The organism is Mediterraneibacter flintii, assembly GCF_055387595.1.
In genome coordinates this window covers 1079638-1103345 of the sequence record NZ_AP031405.1, presented here as the reverse complement: position 1 = coordinate 1103345, position 23708 = coordinate 1079638, and the positions used below count along the sequence as shown (strand labels likewise).

Below are 23708 nucleotides of genomic sequence, written 5' to 3'. Positions count from 1 at the left end.
TTCTTTTCCTTTCCACCGTACAATTGTCTTATCAGGATAAGACATCTGCATTTATTATAGCATTTCTCTTTTTTTATATGATATATCTCGCCATTTTTCGTCATTTTAACTATATAAATTATTTTTCCGTTTACAAATTAGTCAAAATGCACTAAACTATTAAGTAACAATCTATTGAGACGGAGGTAATATACATGAAAGGAAACGTAATTGTCGGACAGTCAGGCGGCCCCACCGCTGCAATTAATTCCAGTCTCGCTGGCGTATACCGTACCGCCAAAGACAGAGGGGCGGAAAAAGTATACGGTATGCTACACGGAATTCAAGGACTTATGCAGGAAAGGTACATTGACTTGTCTGAATTCATCACAAATGAACTGGATGCCGAGCTTTTAAAAAGGACACCAGCAGCATTCCTGGGTTCCTGCCGTTACAAGCTGCCGGAAATCCACCAGGATAAGGAGGTATATGAAAAGATTTTCTCCATTCTTGACAAACTGAATATTGAAGCATTTATCTATATCGGCGGAAATGATTCTATGGACACAATAAAAAAACTCTCCGATTATGCAATCGTTACCGGACACCCCACTCATTTTATCGGATGCCCCAAAACGATTGACAACGATCTTGCTCTTACCGATCACACGCCTGGATATGGAAGCGCCGCAAAATATATCGGTACTTCTGTAAAAGAAATTATCCGCGACAGCTTCTGTCTGGAATATGACAAAGGGCTCGTATCTATCGTAGAAATCATGGGAAGAAATGCAGGATGGCTGACTGGTGCGGCTGCACTTGCAAAAGGGGAGGACTGTGCAGGTCCTGACTTAATCTATCTGCCGGAGCTTCCATTTGATATAGAGGCATTCGGGCACAAGGTAAAAGAGCTTCTTAGCAAAAAGCCCTCTGTTGTCGTAGCAATTTCAGAAGGCATCCGGCTCTCTGACGGACGTTATGTATGTGAACTCGGACAAAGTATTGATTTTGTAGATGCATTCGGGCATAAACAATTGTCTGGCACCGCAAATTATCTGGCAAGCTATATTGCCGGAGAGGTAGGCTGTAAGACTCGCGCCATTGAATTAAGTTCTTTGCAGCGCTCTGCTTCTCACTGCGCTTCCCGCGTAGATATTCTGGAGGCCTATCAGGTAGGCGGCGCTGCTGTAAAGGCAGCAGACGAAGGGGATTCCGGCAAGATGGTTGTTCTCAAACGACTGTCTGATGATCCTTACCAGAGTGGTACAGAAGTTAAAGACGTGCATAAAATAGCCAATGATGAAAAACTGGTTCCAAGAGAATGGGTAAATGAAAGTGGTACTTATGTAACAGACGAATTTGTAAATTATGTGCGTCCATTAATTCAGGGGGATGTATCCCCTGTTATGGTGGACGGAATTCCAAGGCATTTATTCCGTCCATATTGATTTTGCATTTTCAATTAAGAAAGGTGTCAGATGCAGCCTTAAGTCTGCTTTATGGCACCTTTTCATTTATCCATATTTACATATCAGTTCAGCTCATACAGATGTACGCTCGCAAAAACATGCAAGCATGTTTTATGCTTCCCGCACACTGTATGGCTGAACTGATATTTACAAATATTTTTCTTTGAGCACTTGACAATATCCTTACAATATTATATACTAATATTCGCTGTGAACGAAGTGTTTCACATGTGTGCGATTAGCTCAGCTGGATAGAGCGTCTGGCTACGGACCAGAAGGTCGGGAGTTCGAATCTTCTATCGCACGTAGTAAAAAAAGATTGTTCTGAAATTCAGAACAATCTTTTTTGTTATTTGCTTCTTTATTCTGCAAATCGTTCTGCCTGCATAGCAACCAGCTCTTTATCATCAAAATAGTTAATCTTCATCGCTTCTTTTACATCGTGCAGTGTCTGCGCAGCAGCCTCTTCGGCCTTCTCGCTTCCTTTTTTCAATATCTCATATACATATGGTATATCCTTCTGGTATTCCTTTCTGCGATTGCGGATCGGTTCTAGTTCTGCCTGGAGCACTTTATTCAAGAAGCGTTTTACCTTCATGTCTCCCAGTCCGCCTCGTTTATAATGCTCCTTTAACTCATCCAAGTTTTCATAGTCCGGCAGAAATTCTGCAAAATATTCTGGCCTGCAAAATGCATCGAGATAAGTGAAAACTGTATTTCCTTCCAGCTTGCCCGGATCTTCCACACGGATATGCTCCGGATCCGTAAACATACTGAACACTTTCTTCTGAATTTCCTCCGGTTCTTCCGACAGATAAATACAATTTCCCAGAGATTTGCTCATTTTTGCCTTACCGTCTGTCCCCGGCAGACGCAGACATGCCTGATTATCCGGAAGTAGAATATCCGGTTCCACCAGCGTCTCTCCATATACAGAATTAAATTTTCTTACAATTTCTTTTGTCTGTTCCAACATAGGAAGCTGATCCTCTCCTACCGGAACTATTGTCGCCTTAAACGCCGTAATATCCGCTGCCTGGCTGATCGGATAAGTAAAAAATCCTACCGGAATGCTCGCCTCGAAATTGCGCATCTGTATCTCTGCCTTTACAGTAGGATTCCTCTGAAGTCTTGACACCGTCACCAGATTCATATAATAGAAGGATAACTCACAGAGCTCTGGAATCTGTGATTGAATAAACATTGTACATTTTTCCGGTTCCAGCCCGCAGGCAAGATAATCCAGCGCAACCTCTATAATATTCTGACGCACCTTCTCCGGATCATCCGCATTATCTGTCAATGCCTGTGCATCTGCTATCATTACATACATTTCATCAAAGTCATTTCTATTCTGCAGTTCTACCCTGCGTTTTAAAGAACCTACATAGTGCCCGACATGCAGCTTTCCGGTAGGTCTGTCACCTGTCAGCATGATCTTTTTCATCTTTTTCTTTCCTCCTGCGCTCATTCGCTTTTCCCGTCTATATAGACGAGACGCTTTTTTTATTATAACACTATCCTACTCTTTTGGAAACGGCTATTTCTTTCTATCTGCCGTTCTATAAAACAATAACGGCAGGTAATCTACACTGCCGTCTTCGCTTTTTCTATTCTTTTTTTGTTTTTACTACACCCTTTGTTCACTTACATTCGGTGCTTTCTTCCTCTCTGCTGCATAAACAAACTGATACAATGTATACGCCATCAAAAATGCACCCATCACATCGATAACCGAATGTTGTTTTAAAAACATCGTAGCTAAAATAATCAATCCTGCCAGAATAAAGGCGCTCATGCTGAGCAGCTTATGTTTGCGCAGCTCCCTGCTTTCGTAAATAGCAATACATGCGGCAAGTGAGTTAAATACATGAAGACTCGGAAATACATTCGTAGGCGTATCCGCCATGTAAAGCATCTTCACCATTTCCGTAAATATATTATCCCGCGGGAATACAATCGGCCTAAGCGCCACTCCATTTGGAAATAAAGTGGAAACCACAAGGAAAATAGTCATGCCTATAAAGCTCAATTTTGCAAGTTTATAAAATCCATTTACATCAGTAAAGAAAAAGTACAAAAATACAACTGCAATAAATACAAACCAGAGCAGATACGGCACAATAAAATACTCAACAAATGGGATTTTGTTATCCAGCGCAGAGTGAATTACATGATATTCTGAATGTACCGTAATATGTTTTTCTAAGTACATAAACCACGGCATATAAATCAGTGCATAAAGAAATACCCACGCATGCTTATATTTCTTTATGAAATTAAAAATTCTTTCCTTTGCCGTCATGTAAACTACTTCCTTCTCTACAAAAATCCTACAACTTTGCCCCGATTATATCACGATTCTATTTCGGCAACAATAATATTCATCAATTCTTAACAAATCTTTTGAATTTCTTTACCTTTTATTATATTATCCGTTTCGTTCAAAAATGTACATCTGAAACTTTCTCTTTGCCCTCCATACTTCATACTCACTTCTAAGCGTCCATACTGCAACCGGAGCCCGAAACACATACTGGTTCATCCACAGACTTAAGTTTGCCGCATCAGACATTTTATAAGAAATAAAGTCAGGACGGCAAAATACATTTGTCAGCAAATACTTTACAAAAAATCGAAAGACATAATGCGGCTTTTTTCCTGCCCTGGTAAGATTTTCAGACAACTGCCCCCGCAGAATTTCCGAACGGTTCTTTTTAAGCCACCGCAATACAAAACAGTTAAAGGACTGAATCATATATTTCCCGCCGTATCCTTCTAATTCCTTCTCCAGGCATTCACAAATCCGCGTATCTGCGGTAGGAAGCTTTACTTCTATAAGAAGAGGCACGCGTCCGTCTACATAGTCCAGCACTTCCTTTAGAAGCGGTATCCTCTCTTTTGTATTCAGAAGGTTATATTTTTTCATCTCTCGATAATCTGTTTCCTCCACCCTGCCATCTCTCGCACACACTCTGTTAAATGTCTCATCATGGAATACAACGATTTTTTTATCTCTGGATAAATGCACATCCAACTCAATACCGTATCCTTCCTTCACCGCTGCTCTAAACGCCGCCATAGAGTTCTCTGGAATCCCCATTTTTACATTGTGAAGTCCCCTATGAGCCCACTGCACTCCCAAAAATGGATGAAGTCTTTTTCTTCCGCCCAGACGCGGAGCTGTAAGAAACAAATAAAATATAATACACAATAGAAGTATCCCAATTATAGACAGCCACATCCTGACTTCCTCCTATCAAGCCGTAATAATTCGAATCCTATCTGGCAACAGACATGCCTTCATTTCATCTCTTAAAAATACCGGTTCGCCATCTGTATGAATAGGCAGAGGACTTTCCAGACGTATCGCAATACTTTTACACTGCAAAGTAGTTACCCCTTTAAAGTATACATGTCCGCCCCAAAATGCAGTGGGAAGCAGACAAAGAATTTTCCATTTGGGAAGTCCTGACACTATAATGACATCCAGCTTTCCGTCCTGCGCCGATGCCTTAGGACAAAAACGAAAGCCGCCGCCCTCGTATTGCTGGTTCATAGCAGCGATAAAATATGTCCTGTCATATACTGCTTTTTCTCCTGTATCCAGACAAACCTCTGCCCGTACCGCCGGATCTTTTATCAGGCGCCTTAGAGCTACCACTGCATAGCTTAATTTCCCCATATGCAATTTATTCAAAAATTGTTTCCACTTTGACAGACAGACCTCATGGCAGACCGCCGCGTCAAACCCGATTCCGGCGCTTACCGCAAATCTTTTCTGCTTGTCCTTTCGTATCATCAGGCCTACGTCCATTTCCCTGATATACTTACGCTCCAGGAGCAAGTCGAGCGCTTCTTTCGGTTCCTTTGGAATCTGTATTCCTCTGGCGAAGTCATTACTTGAGCCAATCGGTATATAGCCAAGTATCACTTTACGAAGGTCGCAGATTCCGTTCAAAACCTCATTGACTGTCCCGTCTCCTCCAAGCACAGCAAGGATATGTTCTTTTCCATCCTTTGTCACTTCTCTGGCTATGTCTGCTGCCTCGCCTGCATATCTGGTCAAATATGCACGATAAACAATTCTTCTCTTTTTCAGTTCCGGCTCCAGTCTGTCCCATGTTAGTTTTCCCGTTCCTGACCTCGCCTTGGGATTGACTATAAAAATATATTCCATCTCCTGCTCCCGCCTTTTATTCTTTCCCCTCACATACAGTACTATCCAGGTACCTTTCCAGAGAACGGCTCATGTTTCCTTCAAAATCAGCATCTCCATTCCTAAGACACCACTCGAACACGTTGCCGATTACAATCATGCGAATATCTGTCGTAAATTCTTCGATTTCTCCACGCAGAGAAATGATACCTGCGCGTACTGCTTTCTCTACATAATTTTGTACCGTTACGATCGGGTAGGGACGCTCCGTTCTGATTGCTGCATTTAATGCCTGGTTCTTCGTATCATAATAGCCCGATATAAACTCGACTCCAAGCTCTCTGCAATATTGTACATAATTCAGATAAACCTCTATAATCGCCCTTTTTACCTCCCGCGCACTCTTTGGCACAGCCAGATAATCTGGATTCACTCTGGGCTGATCTTCTATATAGTAAGACAGTAAATCATCCTTTGTTTTAAAATGATGGTAAAAGCTTCCATTCGATACTCCCGCTTCTTCACATATATTTTTGATAGAAAGCTCTTCATACCCTTTTTTCTGTAAAATATGCTTTGCCGCCCGAAAAATCCTCTCCTTTGTCTCTCTTGATTTCAACTGCTGTCTTGACAATTCTGTCTTTTCTTCCATTGGATACACTCCTTTATTTCCTGATTCACCCGACACGTTAGTATACACCAACACTATTTCTAGTGTAGCACAAATATCCTACAGATTCAAGAAAACAGAGCATACTCTAATATTGAAATGTAACAGTCCGGCCATACAGTGCGCATCCGTCAATGAGTAAAACAATGGCGGCAGCCAAGATAAGCGCGCAGTGCGGTTTTACGAGTGGCGCGGGCTAAGCTGTCACATTAGAGTTTGTCTATGCCAGCACTCCTATTTCGATATCCTCTCTTTTATCACGCTTCTGTATGCCTCAAATGCAGATGGGATGGGGAAGCGAGTGTCAATCTCTTTTTCATCGGCGAAAATCATTTCTTCACTACAATTTTTTTCGAGTTCATCTACCAAAATTTCATACCCTTTCATATGCCATTCTACATGGCTGAAAATATGTTTTGCATCTTCTAACTCTTTTAGTCTGACTGGCGATAGTCCAATAGCTTTACTGTATTCGATAATCTCTTTCCTGTTCAGATGTCCTTTTACATTCGGGAACTCATACAGTCCCGCAAGAAGCCCCCGCGCGGGACGCTTTTTAATTGCCACCGTATGGGTGTCCCGAAACAGTAAAACTGTCCGTTTTTCCACTCTTCTGTCTTTTGCTTTTTTCTTAACAGGCAGCTTACTCTGCTTTCCCTGTTCATATGCCAGACATGTCCCCTTCACCGGACATATATTACATTTCGGTTCTCCGCCCGGAACGCATATAAGCGCCCCCAGCTCAATTAATCCCTGGTTGAAATCAGATGCAGCTTCCTCTGGAATTACCTCTTCCACCAGCTGCTCTATCTTCTTTCTCACTCCCGCTTTCATAATGTCTTCCTCGCTGGCAAGGATTCTGGACACCACTCTTAATACATTTCCGTCAACAGCAGGCTTGGCAATTCCGTATGCAAAAGAGCTGATCGCTCCGGCAGTATAGCTGCCGATTCCCTTTAAAGCCGCAATCTCCTCAAAGGTACGCGGAAATTCTCCCTTATATTTTTCTACCATCTGCTGCGCCGCAATCTGCATGTTCCGTACACGGTTATAATATCCCAAGCCCTCCCAGAGCTTCAAAAGCCGTTCCTCCTGTGCTTCCGCCAATGCCTGTACATCTGGCAGCTCTTTTAAAAATCTCTCATAATATGGCTTGACCGCCTCCACACGGGTCTGCTGAAGCATAATTTCAGAAACCCATACCCGATAGGCGCTCACCCGTTCTCTCCAGGGAAGCCTTCTCTTATTTTTTCTAAACCAGCTTATAAGCGGCTCACAGGTTTCTTTCAGGCGCGGAGAGCCCAGCACGACAGGAACCCTCTTTTGTATCTCAATACTGGTTTTTCCTACCTTACAGTCATATGCCAGTATTTTCACTCCTTTTTCTTTTGCCTCTTTTAAAACCTCTGCGAATACGGGATGCGTATCTGTATTCGGGGTAAAGTAACGCACGTCGCTCATTTGAATCACGAAAAATATATATGTCTCATACCCCTCCTTTTGCGCCTCGCACAATTCCTTCACATGCTTCACCGCCCGTTCACTGGGCGCGTCTGGAAACCTGCATACCCCGTTTTCTTCTAGCGTAACCCCCTTTACCTCTATAAAAATCTTACGGTCTTCCGTCTCCACATACAAATCAAACCGAGAATTTTTGTAGGTCTTTTCCTGCTGCACACACGTCACCGCAGGAAACAAATGTCCTGACTCGATCCATTCTCTTACTACTTTATTCGGTATCTGAGAATCCATATTTACCAATCGTTCTTTCTTTTGAACGGCAATTAAATCCCATTTTGTACTGCGGTTCTCACTCTTACTTTCCTGTACATAAACTTCTGCTCCAGGACGAAGAAGCTCCGCACACCTTCCTGTATTTTTCACGTGTACCGTTTCCTGCTTTCCATGCATTTGCACATACGCAATAAAACGGTTTGGCCTTTCTATAAATATTCCCTTTTCTATTCTTTCATATTTCATTTTATTTCTCCGCTTCTGTCTTACTTTTACCAGAATACCATATGTACACTTTCTATGGAAGCAAACTTTTATTACTTAAACGCGAAAAGGAACTATGCTTCCCTTTGCCATAGTTCCTTTCCATTTCCTCTGTCTGTTGGATTCGCTCCACTTTAGACTATAATATTTTGGACAAAAATTCTTTCAGTCTTGCATCTTTTGGATTTTCAAAAAACTCTTTCGGCGGCGCTTCCTCTACAATACGCCCTTCGTCCATGAAAATGACCCTGGATGCCACTTCTCTTGCAAACCCCATCTCATGGGTAACTACAACCATTGTCATTCCTTCCTGGGCAAGCTTTTTCATCAATTCTAAAACTTCTCCAACCATCTCCGGATCCAAAGCTGATGTCGGCTCGTCAAAGAGTATTACATCTGGGTTCATCGCAAGAGAACGAATAATTGCCACACGCTGTTTCTGACCTCCCGACAAAGTCGACGGGTACGCATCTGCCTTGTCATCCAGTCCAATTCTTTTTAAAAGCTCCAATGCCTGCTTCTTTGTCTCTTCTTTTATCTGTTCCTTTGTTGTATCGACTGGAAGCAGTTCTTTTTTATTCTTTCCGCGAAATATATTTGTAAACCGGACTATGGAATTTTTTCTTTTTATTTTCTTTAAATCTTTGCATCTCAAATAAAAAGGCGCCATCATCACATTTTGCAGCACTGTTTTATTGTTGAACAAATTAAAATGCTGAAATACCATTCCCATTTTACGGCGGTGCAGATTGATGTCCACCTTCATATCTGCAATATCTACACCTTTAAATATAATGCTTCCCTCTGTAGGATCCTCCATACAGTTTAAGCACCTCAAGAATGTACTTTTTCCGGAGCCAGATGGTCCGAGCACAGCTACAATATCCCCTTTGTTAATCGTGATATTGATGCTTTTAAGCACTTCTGTATCGCCAAAGCTTTTCTTCAGATTAATTACGTCTATCACTCTTCTTCAGGCTCCTTTCTAATAATTTTACAAGCAGGGAAATCAACAGCACAAGCGCAATATAAATCAGCGCCATCACGAGATATGGAACCATAAATTCGTAGCTGTTCGTTCCAATGTAATTGAATGCAACATAAAGATCCGCTGCTCCTACAAAGCTTACTACAGATGTTTCCTTAATCAATGCAATGAATTCATTGCCCAGCGTCGGTAAAATATTCTTCACTGCCTGTGGGATAACAATTTTCGACATACTGGCGCCAAAGCTTAAGCCCACTGCACGTCCTGCCTCCATCTGCCCTGGATCCACCGACTGGATACCGCTGCGCATAATTTCCGATATATATGCACCGCTGTTTAATCCGAACACAAGCATGGATACCTGCACGCCAGTCAGCTTCCACCCTATAATCGGAAGCAGTACATAATAAAAGACCAGAAGCTGTACTACTACAGGAGTCCCGCGGAACAATGCCACATAGAAGCCGCAAATGCCATTTAAAATTCTCGGCAGTATTTTATATTTCGGCAGTACCCGTACGGTAGCAATGATTGTTCCTATGATAATTCCTATGATCAAGCCGCAGACTGCTATCATAAGTGTGTTTTGCAGCCCTTCTATTACTTTCACATAGCCATTCTGCTCCAGAAAAATCTCTATAAACTTATCTATTTTCTGACTAAAATTGCCCATTGTTTCCCTTTCTTAAAAGAAGGAAGGCGTTTCCTCATATCTTGCGCCTTCCTCTTTTTCATCCTGTTTTCTTACACTGTTTTTAATTTTAAGTCTTGCTCTTTTCTGGCTCTTCTATAAATTACAGCATCTCATTGATCGATTCTGAAATTGCAGCCGCAGGCGCAGCATCAATGATCACATACTGAATATTTCCGTTTAGCATATCCTGTACTGCCAGAGAACCACTCTTATATGTCTGGCATTTTGCCGGAAGTCCCGCAAATCCAAGATCTTCACTGCCTTCTACATAGCTCTGTCCTGTTGTTCCCTGCTGTACGCCAATTACATCTGATTCTTTCAGCTCGTTCAGCTTTGCCGCTACTGCTTCTGCATCCTTGCAGTCGTCAAACTCTGTATTGTCACTCGGCACGATCAGACGCTGTGAAGCCTGATAATAAGAATCCGAGAATGTTACATATTCCTTCCTATCCTCGCTGATTGTCAAACCAGCCATTGCAATATCACATTTCTGCTGTCCTACTGAAAGACATACAGCATCGAAATCCATATTCTGAATCACAAGCTCTTTTCCCAGCTTATCTGCCAGTAATGAAGCAATTTCCATATCTATTCCATAATAGTCTTCACCTTGTGTATATTCGAACGGCTCAAAAGCTGCGTTTGTCGCAACTACAAGCTGATCTTTGGATTCATCCAGTTCCGCAGATTTTACCGCCGCCGGTTCACCGCCGCCAAAATATTTGTCGCAGATTTCATCCAGTGTTCCGTCCTCTTTAATTTCAGCAATAAATGCATTTACTTCTTCTAAAAGCTCCGGCTGGTTTTTATCTATACCAAAAGCGTACTCTTCATTTGTAAGGTCAATATCGATTACCTTTGCTGATACTGCCCCGCCCTTTTCATCCTCTGAACCACCACTTTTTCCTTCGTCCTTGCTACCACATCCAACAACCATACCGGTTGCAAGAGCTACTGTCAGACACAGTGCTAAAAACTTCTTCATCGTTCTCTCCTCCAATTTCATCTTTCATTCTGCATAATAATACAGCTCATCTTCATAATTTTAACATGTTTTTACGAAAAATCAACCCTTATACTACATTTAATACATCTTTATGCAAGGAATGCTATCAGGCCAAAATATAAAAACACAACGATTCCCAAAGCGATTCTGTAATATCCAAATACTTTGAAATCATGGTTTTGTATGTACTTCATCAAAAATTTAATAGCAAAGATGGACACAAGGAAGGAAATCAGCATTCCCAATAAAAGTAAAAATACTTCCATCCCCGTAAATCCCAGTCCAAAGTGCCTCAGCTTTACCAGGCTTGCTCCAAACATTGCCGGAATCGCCAGAAAGAATGTAAATTCAGCTGCAACGCTTCGCGCAGTCCCTAAAATCAAGGCTCCCACTATTGTTGCACCAGACCGAGAGGTTCCCGGAATCATCGCCAGCATCTGAAATACCCCGATAATAAGCACCGTAGGGATCGTCAGCTGTGATATTTTGTTAATCTTTGGGGTTTTGCCCTTATGATAGTTCTCTACTATAATAAACAGAATACCATATACAATCAACATAGCTGCAACTACATAAGAATTGTTGAACTTTTCTTCAATAAAGTCATTGAACAGGATGCCTACCACACCTGCCGGAATAGAACCAATGACAACTTTTATCCAGAGTTGAATTGTCATCATTTTCTGCTTTTGCGTTTTCTTCGGTGAAAACGGATTCAGACGGTGAAAATAAATAACAACTACAGCCATGATGGAGCCTAACTGTACCAGAACATTAAACATATCCATAAAGGACTGGCTCACTTTCAGATTTACAAACTCCTCCACAAGAATTAAATGTCCAGTGCTGCTTATGGGGAGCCACTCTGTAATCCCCTGCACGATTCCTAATATTATGACCTTTAATGCCTCTAACATGCTTTTCCTCCTCTAAAGAACAAATTTCTCAATCGCCTTTGCCGCGCCCTCTTCTTCATTCGTTCCCGTAATATAATCTGCCGCTTTTTTTACCTGCTCTTCTGCATTTTCCATTGCCACGCCCAGCCCGACTTCTTTCAGCATAGCTTCGTCGTTGTCCCCGTCTCCGCATGCCATAATTTCTTCCCGTTCAATTCCAAGTATCTTGCCCAGCTCTACAAGCGCCTGCCCTTTATTCACGCCTGCACCATTTATTTCTATATTATATCCGAGAGAGCCAACCAGAACGATCTCCTTGTCCTGCTCCAGTTCCTTCCATGCCCTCGCTCTTTCTTCCATATCAGCGAACAATATCTGCGTTTTATCAACCGGTTTATTCAGTTGTCCTAAAAAAGTCATAATATCCGGTACTGTTATTCTCGTAGAACGAACATACTGCCACATATACGGATTCTTATGATACTGGTACATCTTCTCAAACTGCTCTTCTTCTATGTACCCTCTGCCCTCAAAATATACCTCTTGTAATGTATCATATTTCCGCGCGGTTTCCAATATTTTTTTTGCTTTTTCAACAGGAAGCAGATGTTCGATCAATGCCTTCTGTGTTTTTGTCTCGATCACTCTTGCCCCGTTGGAGGTCACTGCATAGCGCATCCCCGACATGTCTTTCAGTTCATCCGGAACCCCTGCCCAGGGACGCCCTGTAGCAACCAATACAACAATTCCTTTGTCAATTGCCCTTTGGAGCACTTCTCTTGTGTATGGAAGTATTTCTTTCTTATTATTGAACAGTGTCCCGTCCAAATCCAATCCAATCATTTTAATCTTTTTCTTCATCTTATGCTTTCCTTTCTTAAGAATTCTTTTTCTGTCATTTCCTTCTCTTCTTCCCTGAATTACAAGTAGTATGTCTTTTTTGTATACGCTTTCAAAAGCATGAAACTCTCGGCTGTAGACGGGATATTTCTAAAAAATCTATAACATATTCTATCAAAATTTGCCTAATAACGCAATTTATAGTATAATAGCTTCCGTACAAGTTTACTCTCTCTTTTTAAAGGCATATATAGCCAGTAGGAGGGAGTATCTGATAGAAAATAATCAGATACAGAAAGGAATTGAAAATATGGAATTGCATTCAAAGCGCAGGCTTCGTACAGGTGTTATTCTAGTATGCTGCCTCGTACTCGTACTTTCCCTTTTTCCCGCATATGCAGAAGATTCGGAAAGCCTGGAAAGCAAAACCTCCGAACTTGAAAATCAATTATCCGGTATAAATCAGGAAATGATTTCAATCAGCGAGGAGATCTCTACTATAGAGATGCAGGTTGAAATCACAAACGGTGAAATCCAAAGAACAGAAGAATCTCTGCAGACCGCCGAAGAAAATGAGGCCAAACAGTACGCCAATATGAAAACCCGTATTAAATATATGTATGAAAATGGGGATGCATCACTGTTAGAATGGCTTTGTTCCGCCGAAAATCTGTCAGATTTCTTAAACAAAGCAGATTTTATACAGAATATCAGTGACTATGACCGCAATATGCTGTTAGAACTCCAGGAAACACAGCAGCAAATTGCAGATCAGAAGGAAACATTGGAGACACAGCAGTCCTCCCTGACAGAGCTTCAAACCAGTTTAGAGACACAGCAGGCACAGCTGCAGGCAAAGGCTGCGTCTACTTCTACAGACTTAGCCCAGTTCCAGGCACAGTTAGAGCAGGTCAAGGCGCAGGAGGCGGCTGCCGCCGCGGCAGCGCAGCAGCAGGCTGCACAGGAGGCAGGCTCTTCTAATGTAAATGGCTCCTATGATGATACGATTATAAACAGCGGAGGCTCTGTTGTAGCGGAAGATGAGGTAACTCTGCTGGCAGCGTTAATTCAATGCGAAGCATATCAGGATTATGATTGTCTCCTTGCAGTTGCAACAGTAATCATGAATCGTGTCGCTGATCCTAGGTTTGGGAATACTATCACAGAGGTTATCTATGCAAGCGGACAGTTTGAACCCGTCTGGACCGGCCGCCTGGATGAAGTTCTGTTACAGGGACCTACCTCCCTTTCCATGCAGGTCGCACAGGATGCTGTGAACGGCGCACGACTGGCTGCTGTAGCTGACTGTTATTACTTCCTATACGCAGGCACCGGACACGCTGGAATCAATATAGGAAATAATGTATTCTTCCCGAGCTGGTAAATTGAGCTGACACTGCGGAAACTGGCAAAAGGGACGTGTGAAAGAGATGCTTTGCATCGTTCGTCAGGGCTTCGCCGAAATTCCTCACTCACGCAAAGCATCTCTTTCACACTCACGCTTTCGCCAGCTTAAGTTTATAGTTCCAAGCGGAAAAAATCGGCTTCACATTGCTATGCATTTCCAATTGGAAGTATTATAGATACTTCTAATTGAAGAGCTATAACAACGTGAAGCCGTCCTCTTTTTTATGAATTTCAGTTAGAGCGCCTCCTTCTATAGACGAAGGAAAAACTTCCGACTGGAACTTTGTAGCAGCGTGAAGCCGGTTCTGTTCTGTCTGAAATTATAATTTAAGCTGGCGAAAGTGTAAGCGCAAGAGGGCGTGTGTTGCAAAAGTGAGGAATTCCGGCGAAGCCCTGACGAACGTTGCAATACACACTCTCTTGCGCGAATCGTTTTCATCAGTTTCCTTTATAAGTAGTTCTTTAATTCATCAAATTTCTGAATGTGATAATCTGCCTCTTTACAATAATAGGCATCTCCTATACCAACTGTTTCCATCCCCCCTGCTATCGCGGCGTGAATTCCCGCCTCTGCATCCTCTACAACCAGACATTCCTCCGGCGGCAGCTTTAAAAATTCTGCCGCCTTAAGAAATACCTCCGGATCGGGTTTTGAATGTTGGATATGATTTCCGTCTGCTATTGCGTTAAACCACTCTGTCATCTCTGTACGGCGTAGAATGAGTCCCGCATTTTTACTAGAAGAACCGATTGCGAGAAGGTAGCCTTTCTTTTTTAAATATCCCAGCGTCTCCGTTACTTCACAAGGAATGTCTTTCCTCCCCAGCATCTGCAAAAGCTCCACATAATACTGATTCTTTTCTTCTGCCAGTCTACTCTTTTCCTCCTCGCTTATCTTCCCTCTGTCTGGATAGCTCTCCAAAATAATTTCCAGGCTTTCCATTCTGCTTACGCCTCGCAGTCTATTATTTTTTTTCTCATCAAAAGCAATCCCCAGCTTATCTGCAATTTTTTTCCATGCCTGATAATGCAGGCGGTCTGTCGATACGATAACGCCGTCCAAATCGAAAATAATTCCCTTTTTTTTCATATCTGCCACCCCTATTTTTTCACTTACAGTTCTTTTATCCACTCGCCTGACAGCTTGATCCACTCCTGGCAGTGCTCCTGTATTCCAAAACCAGTCTCTTTTACCTGTGTTTCTGCGTTTGCCAGTGATAAACCATGTGGCCCCTTCGGAAAAATATGCATTTCTAACGGTATATTTACTTTCCTCAGAGCTTCTGCAAATGCGAATGTATTTTCTACAGGCACTGTTTCATCCTCATAGGTGTGCCATAAAAATGTCGGCGGCGTATTGGCAGTCACCTGTTTTTCCAGGCTCAGCTTACTCGCATTTTCTTCTGTATACTGTACGCCGAGCAGATTTTCAAAGCTTTCTACATGTCCGTCTGTTCTGTAGATAATGACCGGATAACATAAGATCATACCATTGGGACACATCTGCTCTTTCTTTAAGCCCGTTTCCTTTTCCAGCCATTCTCTGTTCCAGAACACCCCCAGGCTCGCCGCCAGATGGCCCCCTGCAGAAAATCCCAGAACAATTATTTTGTCCTTGTCTATTCCATATTTTTTCGCATGCAACCGCAAATAACCTACGCTCCATGCCAGTTCACAGAGGGCCTGCGGATATTCCTCCGGTTTTACGCTGTACCGTAATACGCAGGCGTGGTATCCCATCGCTGCATACTGTAACGCTACTGCCTCTGCTTCCCTGTCTGACGTTATTCGGTATCCGCCGCCCGGACATATTATTACCGCAGGTCTTTTTCTGTCTCTGTCAATCTCTTCATAGTTCTCTAAAAAATAGGTAAACAACCTCGCCGTTGAAGCTTTTTTTGTTTTTATTTCAATCATATCACACTTCATATTTCCACCTTCTCATCTATTGATTACAACCGTTTCCCCTGGAATGGTCTCCTTTGGTTCTCCATATAATTCTATGTGTACTGCATCTCCCTGAAGAAGCCGGACACTGCACGCATTCTTTTCCACACACACAAACAGCAGAGAATTTTGATACCGGATCCGAAATGTATATCCGTCCCACCCTTCTGGTACATAAGGATTGAGCACAAGAGCGTTTTTCTCAATTCTAAGTCCTGCGAATCCATAGACAATTGCCATATAGCAGCCGCCCATATTCGCCGCATGAATACCGTCTTTCGTATTTTTATGTGTATTCAGTAAATCCATTTTTGCCGAATCCCCAAAATAATAAAGTGCTTTCTCTCTCATACCGAGTGCCGATGCCACAATACTAAATATGCAGGTGGACAACGATGAGTCGTGTGTCGTTATTTTTTCATAATAGAGAAAAGAATTTTTTACGGTTTCTTCACTCTGATAATCTGGAAACAGGAAATGTGCTAAAACAGTGTCCGCCTGTTTACATACCTGATAACGATAGAGATGAAGTGGATGATAGTGCAGCAAAAGAGGGAACTTTTCTTTCGGTGTCTCTTCCAGATTCCATATCGGTTTTTGTAAAAATGAATCATCCTGCGGATTTATTTTTAGCTCGTCATCATAAGGCAGGTACATAGCGTCAGCCACCTGTTTCATTTCGCCTAGCTCCGCCCTCGTCAATTTATGCAGGGAACAAAATTTGTCCCACTCTTTTTTTTCTTCCATAAATTTTTCTGTCAACAGGAGAAACTGCTCTATATTGTATTTCGCCGCAGCATTTGTATAATAATTATTGTTCACAATGCAAGTATATTCGTCCGGACCTGTCACGCAATTAATCTGAAATTTTCCCTTATAAAAATTCCCCACATCCAGCCATAGCCGTGCTGTTTTCAACAGAATTTCCATTCCCTGTTCGCACATAAATTTCCAATCGCCCGTCACCTTATAATACAGTACAACTGCATATGCAATATCAGCGTTTATATGATACTGTGCGCTTCCTGACGGATAATATCCTGAACACTCTTTTCCTGCTATCGTTCTCCACGGATAGAGCGCTCCTTTTTCATGTCCGAGTAATGCTGCATTTTCCTCTGCCTGCGGTAGAATAGTATAGCGGTAATTCAGAAGTCCTCTTGCGATATCCGGATTCGTTAATACGAAATACGGAAGCATAAACATTTCTGTATCCCAAAAGTAGTGTCCTTCATATCCCTCTCCGCTTAATCCCTTTGCCGCTATACTGGAGCATCCGTCTGTTCCCGCTGACTGAAGAAGCTGATACATATTAAAGCACACAGAAGAATTCAAATCTGCATCTCCTTTAATTTCCAGTTCCGAATTTTCCCAGAATTTTTGCAGATACTCTTTTTGTTTGCTATAATAGTAGTCTAGTCCTTTTTCCGTTACTTCCTTCATACAAGTCCGCGCTGCCTGCAGGCAGTCTGCATTTCTCACAGAATCTTGAAACACACTGTATTTTACAATACGTACCCTGTCTCCCGGATGTATCTGTATACAGAAGCTTACGCATGCTTTATGCTCTTCTTCTGCATATTCTAAAACAGCGCCGTCAAATTTCTCTCCGTTTATATATATTTCATGCGACACCGCACTTACCACTGATAATCCGCTTTTTATCGTTTCACTGGCAAGATAGCTGCATTCGCCATCTACCCATGCGTCTTTCTTTTTCAAATGTATATGACTCTCCCCGGCCAGTCTTGGATCGTGGGGGTTAAAATAGTTTTTGACAAGCCCTTTCTGCAAGGATTCTACACACAGGTCTCCTTCAAAATCATCTGAACGTATCTGATAATCGATTGTAAACAACGATTTCTCTGCAAATGATGTCATTCTTGTAATGGAAAATTCTACCTTCCTCTTATCCTTCGTTTCCCACTTCAGATTTCTTACCGTTATTCCGTTCTCCATATCCAGAATCCGTTCATACTCTGTTGCTGCTCCTGTAAACATAGAGAATCTTTCACCTGAAAACTTAGGGATAATCGTCTGTGTATCTGCCACGTTTAACATAGTCTCTTTATCCTCTGTCAGATTACAGAGCTTCTCCGCCTGCTTCATCGGAGCAATATCATAGAACCCATTAATATATGCCCCCCTCATGGTGTCAAATTCCTCCGGACAGCCTTCCTCCAGCGTACCTCTGATACCGATATATCCGTTCGCATTATGGAAAAGCGTTTCCTGAAGAATTATATTTTCCTCGTTTATCTGACAATTTTGGACGCAATATCTCTTTTCCATCCGTTTTTGTTTCCTTTCCTGTTTTCTATCTTCTTTCCCGATCTTTATCCTTTCACAGCGCCTGCTGCCACGCCTTTGATAATGTGTTTCTGACAAAGCAGATAAAAAATAATCACCGGCACAATTGTAAAGGTCAACGCGGCCATCGCCATATTCCATTCGATATTATATTGTCCGAAAAACAGTGACATCGCCAGAGGAATCGTTTTATTATTGTTGCTTGTCAGCGTCAGAGACGGAAGAAGATAGTCGTTCCAAATCCAAATGACGTCCAATATCATCACCGTCACTGTGATCGGTTTTAAAATTGGAAATACAATCTGCCAAAACACGCGCCATGTACTGCACCCATCTATAATTGCCGCTTCTTCCAAGGAAACTGGAACCGATGCCTTTACAAAGCCGTGATATAGAAAGACTCCCATGCCTGCTCCTGCTCCGATATACATAAATATCAGTCCACCTATAGAGTCCTTAAACGCAACCCCGAAGATCTTTCCGAACGTATTCATTTCCTGCATCAAAGGCATCATTATCGTCTGAAAGGGAATCAGCATAGTCACGATCAGAAGATTTAAAAGAAATTTACTCAGCTTATTATTCGAACGCACGAACATCCACGCCGTCATGGCGCTTAAGATCACAATAATCGCAACCGATATTACTGTAACAATAATCGAATTTTTAAAAGCGAGTACGAAATCCATTTTATCTAACGCGCCCTTAAAATATTCCAGTGTAAATTCTTTTGGAAATGCCAGAATATTTTCATATAATTCCGCCCTGCTTTTGAAAGCATTTACAATAATCAGATAGACTGGAAAAAGGTAGATACAGCAGCACAACACGACGAATATGTTGACAACTGCTTTTCCGATTGATTTTCCTCTCATTGCAATGTTACCTCCTTATCCTTCGTAACCTTCACCTGTATCAGTGTGATCACTGCGACTATGATAAAGAACAAAACTGCTTTCGCCTGTCCGTATCCGAAATTACTTTTTGTAAATATCTCATTGAAAATATTCATAGATACCATCTCCGTAGAATTATTCGGCCCTCCGCCAGTCAGAGACACATTCACATCATAAATCTTAAAGCAGTTAGAAAGTGTCAGAAACAGGCAAATCGTGATAGATGACATTAAAAGAGGCAGCTTTACTCGTAACAATGTCTGCCAGAAACCCGCACCGTCCGTCTGCGCCGCTTCAATCACATCGTCTGATATAGATTCCAGACCCGCAATATAGACAATCATCATATAGCCTGCCATCTGCCATGTTGCAACTACGATCATTGCATAAAACGCGAAATCTTTATCTACCAGCCAGTTAAAAAACAGATTCTCCATTCCGGTCATCACGCTCAAGGAAGTCATCGCCTCTCCTAATACATACTGCCAGATATACCCTAGAATCAGACCGCCTATCAGATACGGAAGAAACAACATTGTCCGCGCTATATTCCTTACTTTCAGCTTCGTTGTCACGAGCAGCGCGAATGCAAGCGCAAGTAAATTTACGATAACAACTGTAACAAGAGTAAATACTGTCGTTCTGACAATAGAAGTAAGAAACTGTGTATCTGAAAACAGCTTTACATAATTGTCAAATCCTACAAAGATTTTCTCACTCTTTGCCAGTCCGTCCCATGAAACAAAAGAATAACCGATTCCTGTTATGAATGGAACCACCATAATGATAAAAAACACAATCATTAACGGTGCGGTAAATAATGCATACCATCTTTTTTTAATCTTCATTTCTTTCTTCTCCTCTCATTCAGACAGGAATTTCCCCTGTTAAATCCCTATTTTTTGAATGAAAAAGGGTGCCTTCTTTCAAAGCACCCTCTTTGATTTTCTTTCCTATTCGTTTGCCGCCGTCACAAATGACTCTGTCAGCATATCGAGAAATTCATCCGTACTCATATCACTGGTAAAGTATTCTTCTGCATTTTGTACCAGATAAGTTGTGTTAATTCCGGCTGGCCATTCTTCATTGAATGTCCAAGGAAGAATATTCCCTTCTGCAATCGCTTCGGATACAATCGTAGATATAGGATCCAGGTTTTCTGACGTCATACCGTCCACAACCGGGATAAAACCAAATTCGTCCATCAGATAGTGAGTGCCTGTTTCACTTGTATACAGCCAGTTTAAGAAATCTTTTGCCAACTGCTTTTCTTCATCAGAAGCATCTGTATTTACACACCATACAGACGGAACACCGACTGAAATTGCTGTATTTCCTGCAATAGGAAGTGGAGCAAGCCCCATGTCAAACGCTACGTCATAGCTTGAAAACAGTGAATAGCACCAGTTTCCCTGATGAATCATTGCTGTTTTTTCAGTTGCAAAATTACCGCAGTTAGCGTCATATGTCACCTCCAGAGGATTCTGTTCATTTTCTCTGATCGCTTCGTAGAGCTTTGCGAATTCCTGGAACTCTTCTACGTCTTTCAGATTAATCTTACCGTCGTACAGATCCTGGCAGAACTGTACCGGATCCTCCTGAAGTGCAAACGGTACATTCATGATCTGTCCGATCAGGAAGAACGCCTCCTGGGAAAGTCCCAGTCCTGTGATTCCCTCTCCCGCGCTGCTCTCTATGTAAGATATCAAGGCATCTGTCGTATTGATTTCCTCCTCACTTACCATATCTTTGTTATATACGAGTCCGAACCCTTCCGCAGTCATCGGAACTCCTACTGTTGTCTCTCCTGATTTTGCAATCAAGTCTTCATTAATCTTATCCAGAAATTCTAAATCTCCAATGTCTTCCAGATAATCAGACATTTCTTCAATCTCCGTAGAAGAGGAAAGTGAAAAAACAGTCGGGCCAGATTCACTGGACATGTATGTTTTTAGGTTCTGATAGTAATCATCTCCGGAAATCTGCCATACTTCCACTTCTACTCCAGTTTCTTCCTCATAGACTTTCGCCATGTCTTTTAATTGGTCATAAATCTCTGTTTTCTGCTGGAAAATGGTTATCTTGCCTGCACCACTTCCTCCATCTGATTTTTCATCTCCTCCTGAACTTCCTCCACAGCCGGTTATCAACAGAGATGTTCCCAAAGACGCTGCCAATAGAACTGATAAAATTTTACACTTTTTCATTTTTACCTCCTTGAATACAAGTTCGCTTTGTTTGTATATATATTACAAGTTAAAATATTTTAAGTCAATATTTATTGTGCATTTTCTACATTTACACCAATTACATATCATGCAATTTGTATACTCTCAATTACAATTTCAGTAAATTTTACTTATATTAAGTAAAATTTTATTCATTTTCACCTCTTATTTTCTCTATTTAGAACAAAGTAGGCAGGCCTACTTCAACTCCCCTGCCCCTCACTCTTGAGAGGCTTGTCCACTTTGCGCGCCACCGCAATACCGCAAAGCGGTAAAATTTCCTTATTGCGGCGTGCGCATCCCGCCCGGAGGGCTTTTTGTATAATAGGAAATTTATCAAAATTTCCTATTATACAAAAAAGAAGGACGCAGCACAAGACCACTTCCTCCTTTTCTTTCCTCCCTATTTCTAATAAAACCGGGATTCCTTTTTCCTATTTTCCACAGATTCACGCCAATGCACCTTTGCTGCTATTTTAAACATATCGCAATTTGTATTTCCCGCTATCATCTGTAATAAAAACTGTGCTGCCAGATATCCTCTTTCATAGTTAGGAATATCCACCGTTGTAAGATTCATAAGATCCGCCGTATCTGTCCCATCAAACCCAGTCACCGCAATATCCTCAGGTACACGTACTCCTTCCTGACGAAGCGCTTTCAACGCTCCAATTGCCATATTATCATTTGCGCACACAAGCACCTCCGGAATATCCTCTGACAGGAGCATCAGCTTTGCTGAACGATATCCACTTTTTTCCAGGTAATCTCCCATCAGATAGTCTCTTCTCCGAAAGCGGATCTGATTTTTAAACAAAACATCTTGAAATGCCTGAAAACGTTCCTGATTATCCAGTGTATCAATCCCGGCCAAATATCCGAAACGCCTGTATCCTCTGTCAACTAGTCCCTGCACCAGTTCACACATGGCTACATAATTGTTTACAACAATACTTTTGATATTCGGTCTTTCTATAATCCGATCAAGCGTCACGATAGGATATCCTGTTTCTGCCTTTTCCATAAGCATGGAGTCGCTGCATTTCATATCCAGCATAATCGTACCACTCGTCATACTGGAATCCATAAACCGCTGACAGGATTTGCTCGTACATATAATCAGATCATACCCTCTTGAATATACATAATCACTGATGCCATGAATAATTTTCAAATAAAATTTTCTGTCGTAATCGCTGAAATTAAATAATATAGTCTTATTGTCATACTTTTCCAGCTTCTTTTTTCTTTTTTGACTATATCCACTTGCATTGCATATTTCAAGTATTCGTTTTCTCGTATTTTCACCGACATTTTTTCTGTTATTCAAAACATTCGATACGGTTGCCGGTGACACCCCTGCCAACTTTGCTATCTCTTCTATCTTCATCTCGTTTCCTATTGATAATCAATAATATCAATCCATTTCATTAGAAATTCTTTTTCTAATTCGTTATCTTTGGTGAGCTGTGCCGCTGCTACAATCGGAAGCCACTGTTGTACGTACTGTCTTGGGGTATCGCTCTTTTTACAGAATAGTCTCATATACAAATCTGCGGTGTCCTGATCTTTCAGCGCAAACAGAAGGTATGTCATTGCCGCGTCTGCGCTCGCGTTCCCCTGTGTCGCATGCGCCCAGTCGACAACGGTCATCTTTCCATTTTTCCCTACAATTACGTTGCTTGGATTAAAATCACCATGGCACACTTTATTGTGCTTCGGCATACTTTCAAGGCGTGTCAGCAGCTCATATCTGTTTGTTGCGTCCAGTTCTTTCAGGCTGTTAATCTGACGTACCAGCTTATCCTTCATTCCTTTTAACAGCGGAGAGGTCTTTTTATGGATTTCCAACTGTAAATCCACAAAGTCTTCCATATACTTCTCCAGATTTTTCTTATCGGATTCCATCATCTCTTCCAGTGTCTTTCCATCTTTATACTCAATTGCAATTGCCCACTTTTTGTCCACTTGGAATACTTCTTTTACCTTAGGTATATCCAGACCTGTTTCCTCTATCCGAGCAGTAATCAGGGCTTCATTAAATACATCTGATTTTGGATGAGACTCCTCGAAAACTTTTACAATTGCATCCTCACATTTATACACTTCTTTATAAGGGCGTTTCACAATGAGTTCTTTGTTTTCTAATTTCATATGGCACATCCTCCTTTTCCGGATATTCTATTTTTTCGCTTCTATATCCTTTTTTGAATTGCCCTTA

21 protein-coding genes and 1 tRNA gene are annotated in these 23708 nt (G+C 41.7%); 3 read left to right on the top strand and 19 right to left on the bottom strand.

Annotated elements, in window-relative coordinates:
• Nucleotides 1-194 precede the first annotated feature (194 nt).
• Complete coding sequence (locus ACZ5C4_RS05255) at nt 195-1427, top strand: 6-phosphofructokinase (protein ID WP_464520068.1); 1233 nt, start codon at nt 195-197, stop codon at nt 1425-1427.
• A 253-nt stretch (nt 1428-1680) separates the two neighbouring features.
• A tRNA-Arg gene (locus tag ACZ5C4_RS05250) sits at nt 1681-1754 on the top strand.
• Between the two features lie 55 nt (nt 1755-1809).
• Here ACZ5C4_RS05250 and trpS read toward each other — a convergent pair.
• The 11 genes from trpS to ACZ5C4_RS05195 form a co-directional block, all read right to left on the bottom strand.
• Nucleotides 1810-2895: a tryptophan--tRNA ligase gene (gene trpS, locus ACZ5C4_RS05245; RefSeq protein WP_464520067.1), complete on the bottom strand. Its 1086-nt coding sequence runs from the start codon at nt 2893-2895 to the stop codon at nt 1810-1812.
• 183 nt (nt 2896-3078) lie between these two features.
• Nucleotides 3079-3753, bottom strand: coding sequence for a phosphatase PAP2 family protein (locus ACZ5C4_RS05240; RefSeq protein WP_464520066.1), 675 nt, complete (start codon nt 3751-3753; stop codon nt 3079-3081).
• Nucleotides 3754-3879: 126 nt separating this feature from the next.
• Nucleotides 3880-4692 carry a glycerophosphodiester phosphodiesterase family protein gene (locus ACZ5C4_RS05235; RefSeq protein ID WP_464520065.1) on the bottom strand — a complete coding sequence of 271 codons (813 nt, stop codon included), beginning with the start codon at nt 4690-4692 and terminating at the stop codon, nt 3880-3882.
• A gap of 15 nt (nt 4693-4707) precedes the next feature.
• Complete coding sequence (locus ACZ5C4_RS05230; RefSeq protein WP_464520064.1) at nt 4708-5628, bottom strand: diacylglycerol/lipid kinase family protein; 921 nt, start codon at nt 5626-5628, stop codon at nt 4708-4710.
• A 16-nt stretch (nt 5629-5644) separates the two neighbouring features.
• Nucleotides 5645-6259, bottom strand: coding sequence for a TetR/AcrR family transcriptional regulator (locus tag ACZ5C4_RS05225; RefSeq protein ID WP_464520063.1), 615 nt, complete (start codon nt 6257-6259; stop codon nt 5645-5647).
• A 252-nt stretch (nt 6260-6511) separates the two neighbouring features.
• A complete protein-coding gene (mutY, locus tag ACZ5C4_RS05220) occupies nt 6512-8257 on the bottom strand; it encodes an A/G-specific adenine glycosylase (protein ID WP_464520062.1) in 1746 nt (581 codons plus the stop codon).
• A gap of 157 nt (nt 8258-8414) precedes the next feature.
• Nucleotides 8415-9242 (bottom strand): amino acid ABC transporter ATP-binding protein, encoded by an 828-nt coding sequence (locus tag ACZ5C4_RS05215; RefSeq protein WP_464520061.1) that lies wholly within the window; start codon nt 9240-9242, stop codon nt 8415-8417.
• Nucleotides 9226-9936 (bottom strand): amino acid ABC transporter permease, encoded by a 711-nt coding sequence (locus ACZ5C4_RS05210; RefSeq protein WP_464520060.1) that lies wholly within the window; start codon nt 9934-9936, stop codon nt 9226-9228. The genes ACZ5C4_RS05215 and ACZ5C4_RS05210 overlap by 17 nt, the downstream gene beginning before the upstream one ends.
• A 121-nt stretch (nt 9937-10057) precedes the next feature.
• Nucleotides 10058-10942, bottom strand: a complete 885-nt coding sequence (locus ACZ5C4_RS05205) for a transporter substrate-binding domain-containing protein (protein ID WP_464520059.1) — start codon at nt 10940-10942, stop codon at nt 10058-10060.
• A gap of 110 nt (nt 10943-11052) precedes the next feature.
• Nucleotides 11053-11880, bottom strand: coding sequence for an undecaprenyl-diphosphate phosphatase (locus ACZ5C4_RS05200; RefSeq protein WP_186875380.1), 828 nt, complete (start codon nt 11878-11880; stop codon nt 11053-11055).
• Between the two features lie 12 nt (nt 11881-11892).
• The gene (locus tag ACZ5C4_RS05195) at nt 11893-12720 is read right to left on the bottom strand and encodes a Cof-type HAD-IIB family hydrolase (RefSeq protein ID WP_464520058.1); all 828 of its coding nucleotides are present in this window, start codon (nt 12718-12720) and stop codon (nt 11893-11895) included.
• Nucleotides 12721-13009: 289 nt separating this feature from the next.
• Between ACZ5C4_RS05195 and ACZ5C4_RS05190 the strand changes: the two genes are divergently transcribed.
• Nucleotides 13010-14083, top strand: coding sequence for a cell wall hydrolase (locus tag ACZ5C4_RS05190; protein WP_464520057.1), 1074 nt, complete (start codon nt 13010-13012; stop codon nt 14081-14083).
• Between the two features lie 471 nt (nt 14084-14554).
• Here the strand turns inward: ACZ5C4_RS05190 and pgmB are convergent, their stop codons facing one another.
• From pgmB to ACZ5C4_RS05150, 8 genes are all read right to left on the bottom strand, one after another.
• Nucleotides 14555-15196: a beta-phosphoglucomutase gene (pgmB, locus tag ACZ5C4_RS05185; RefSeq protein WP_464520056.1), complete on the bottom strand. Its 642-nt coding sequence runs from the start codon at nt 15194-15196 to the stop codon at nt 14555-14557.
• 23 nt (nt 15197-15219) lie between these two features.
• Nucleotides 15220-16035 carry an alpha/beta hydrolase gene (locus tag ACZ5C4_RS05180; RefSeq protein WP_464520055.1) on the bottom strand — a complete coding sequence of 272 codons (816 nt, stop codon included), beginning with the start codon at nt 16033-16035 and terminating at the stop codon, nt 15220-15222.
• Nucleotides 16036-16047: 12 nt separating this feature from the next.
• Complete coding sequence (locus tag ACZ5C4_RS05175; protein ID WP_464520054.1) at nt 16048-18345, bottom strand: glycoside hydrolase family 65 protein; 2298 nt, start codon at nt 18343-18345, stop codon at nt 16048-16050.
• Between the two features lie 44 nt (nt 18346-18389).
• Nucleotides 18390-19238, bottom strand: coding sequence for a carbohydrate ABC transporter permease (locus ACZ5C4_RS05170; RefSeq protein ID WP_464520053.1), 849 nt, complete (start codon nt 19236-19238; stop codon nt 18390-18392).
• Entirely contained in the window at nt 19235-20107 is an 873-nt protein-coding gene (locus ACZ5C4_RS05165; protein ID WP_464520052.1) for a carbohydrate ABC transporter permease, read from the bottom strand. The genes ACZ5C4_RS05170 and ACZ5C4_RS05165 overlap by 4 nt, the downstream gene beginning before the upstream one ends.
• Nucleotides 20108-20212: 105 nt before the next feature.
• Nucleotides 20213-21466, bottom strand: coding sequence for an ABC transporter substrate-binding protein (locus tag ACZ5C4_RS05160; protein WP_464520051.1), 1254 nt, complete (start codon nt 21464-21466; stop codon nt 20213-20215).
• 430 nt (nt 21467-21896) lie between these two features.
• Nucleotides 21897-22877, bottom strand: coding sequence for a LacI family DNA-binding transcriptional regulator (locus ACZ5C4_RS05155; protein WP_464520050.1), 981 nt, complete (start codon nt 22875-22877; stop codon nt 21897-21899).
• An 8-nt stretch (nt 22878-22885) separates the two neighbouring features.
• Entirely contained in the window at nt 22886-23641 is a 756-nt protein-coding gene (locus ACZ5C4_RS05150) for an aminoglycoside phosphotransferase family protein (protein WP_464520049.1), read from the bottom strand.
• Nucleotides 23642-23708 lie beyond the last annotated feature (67 nt).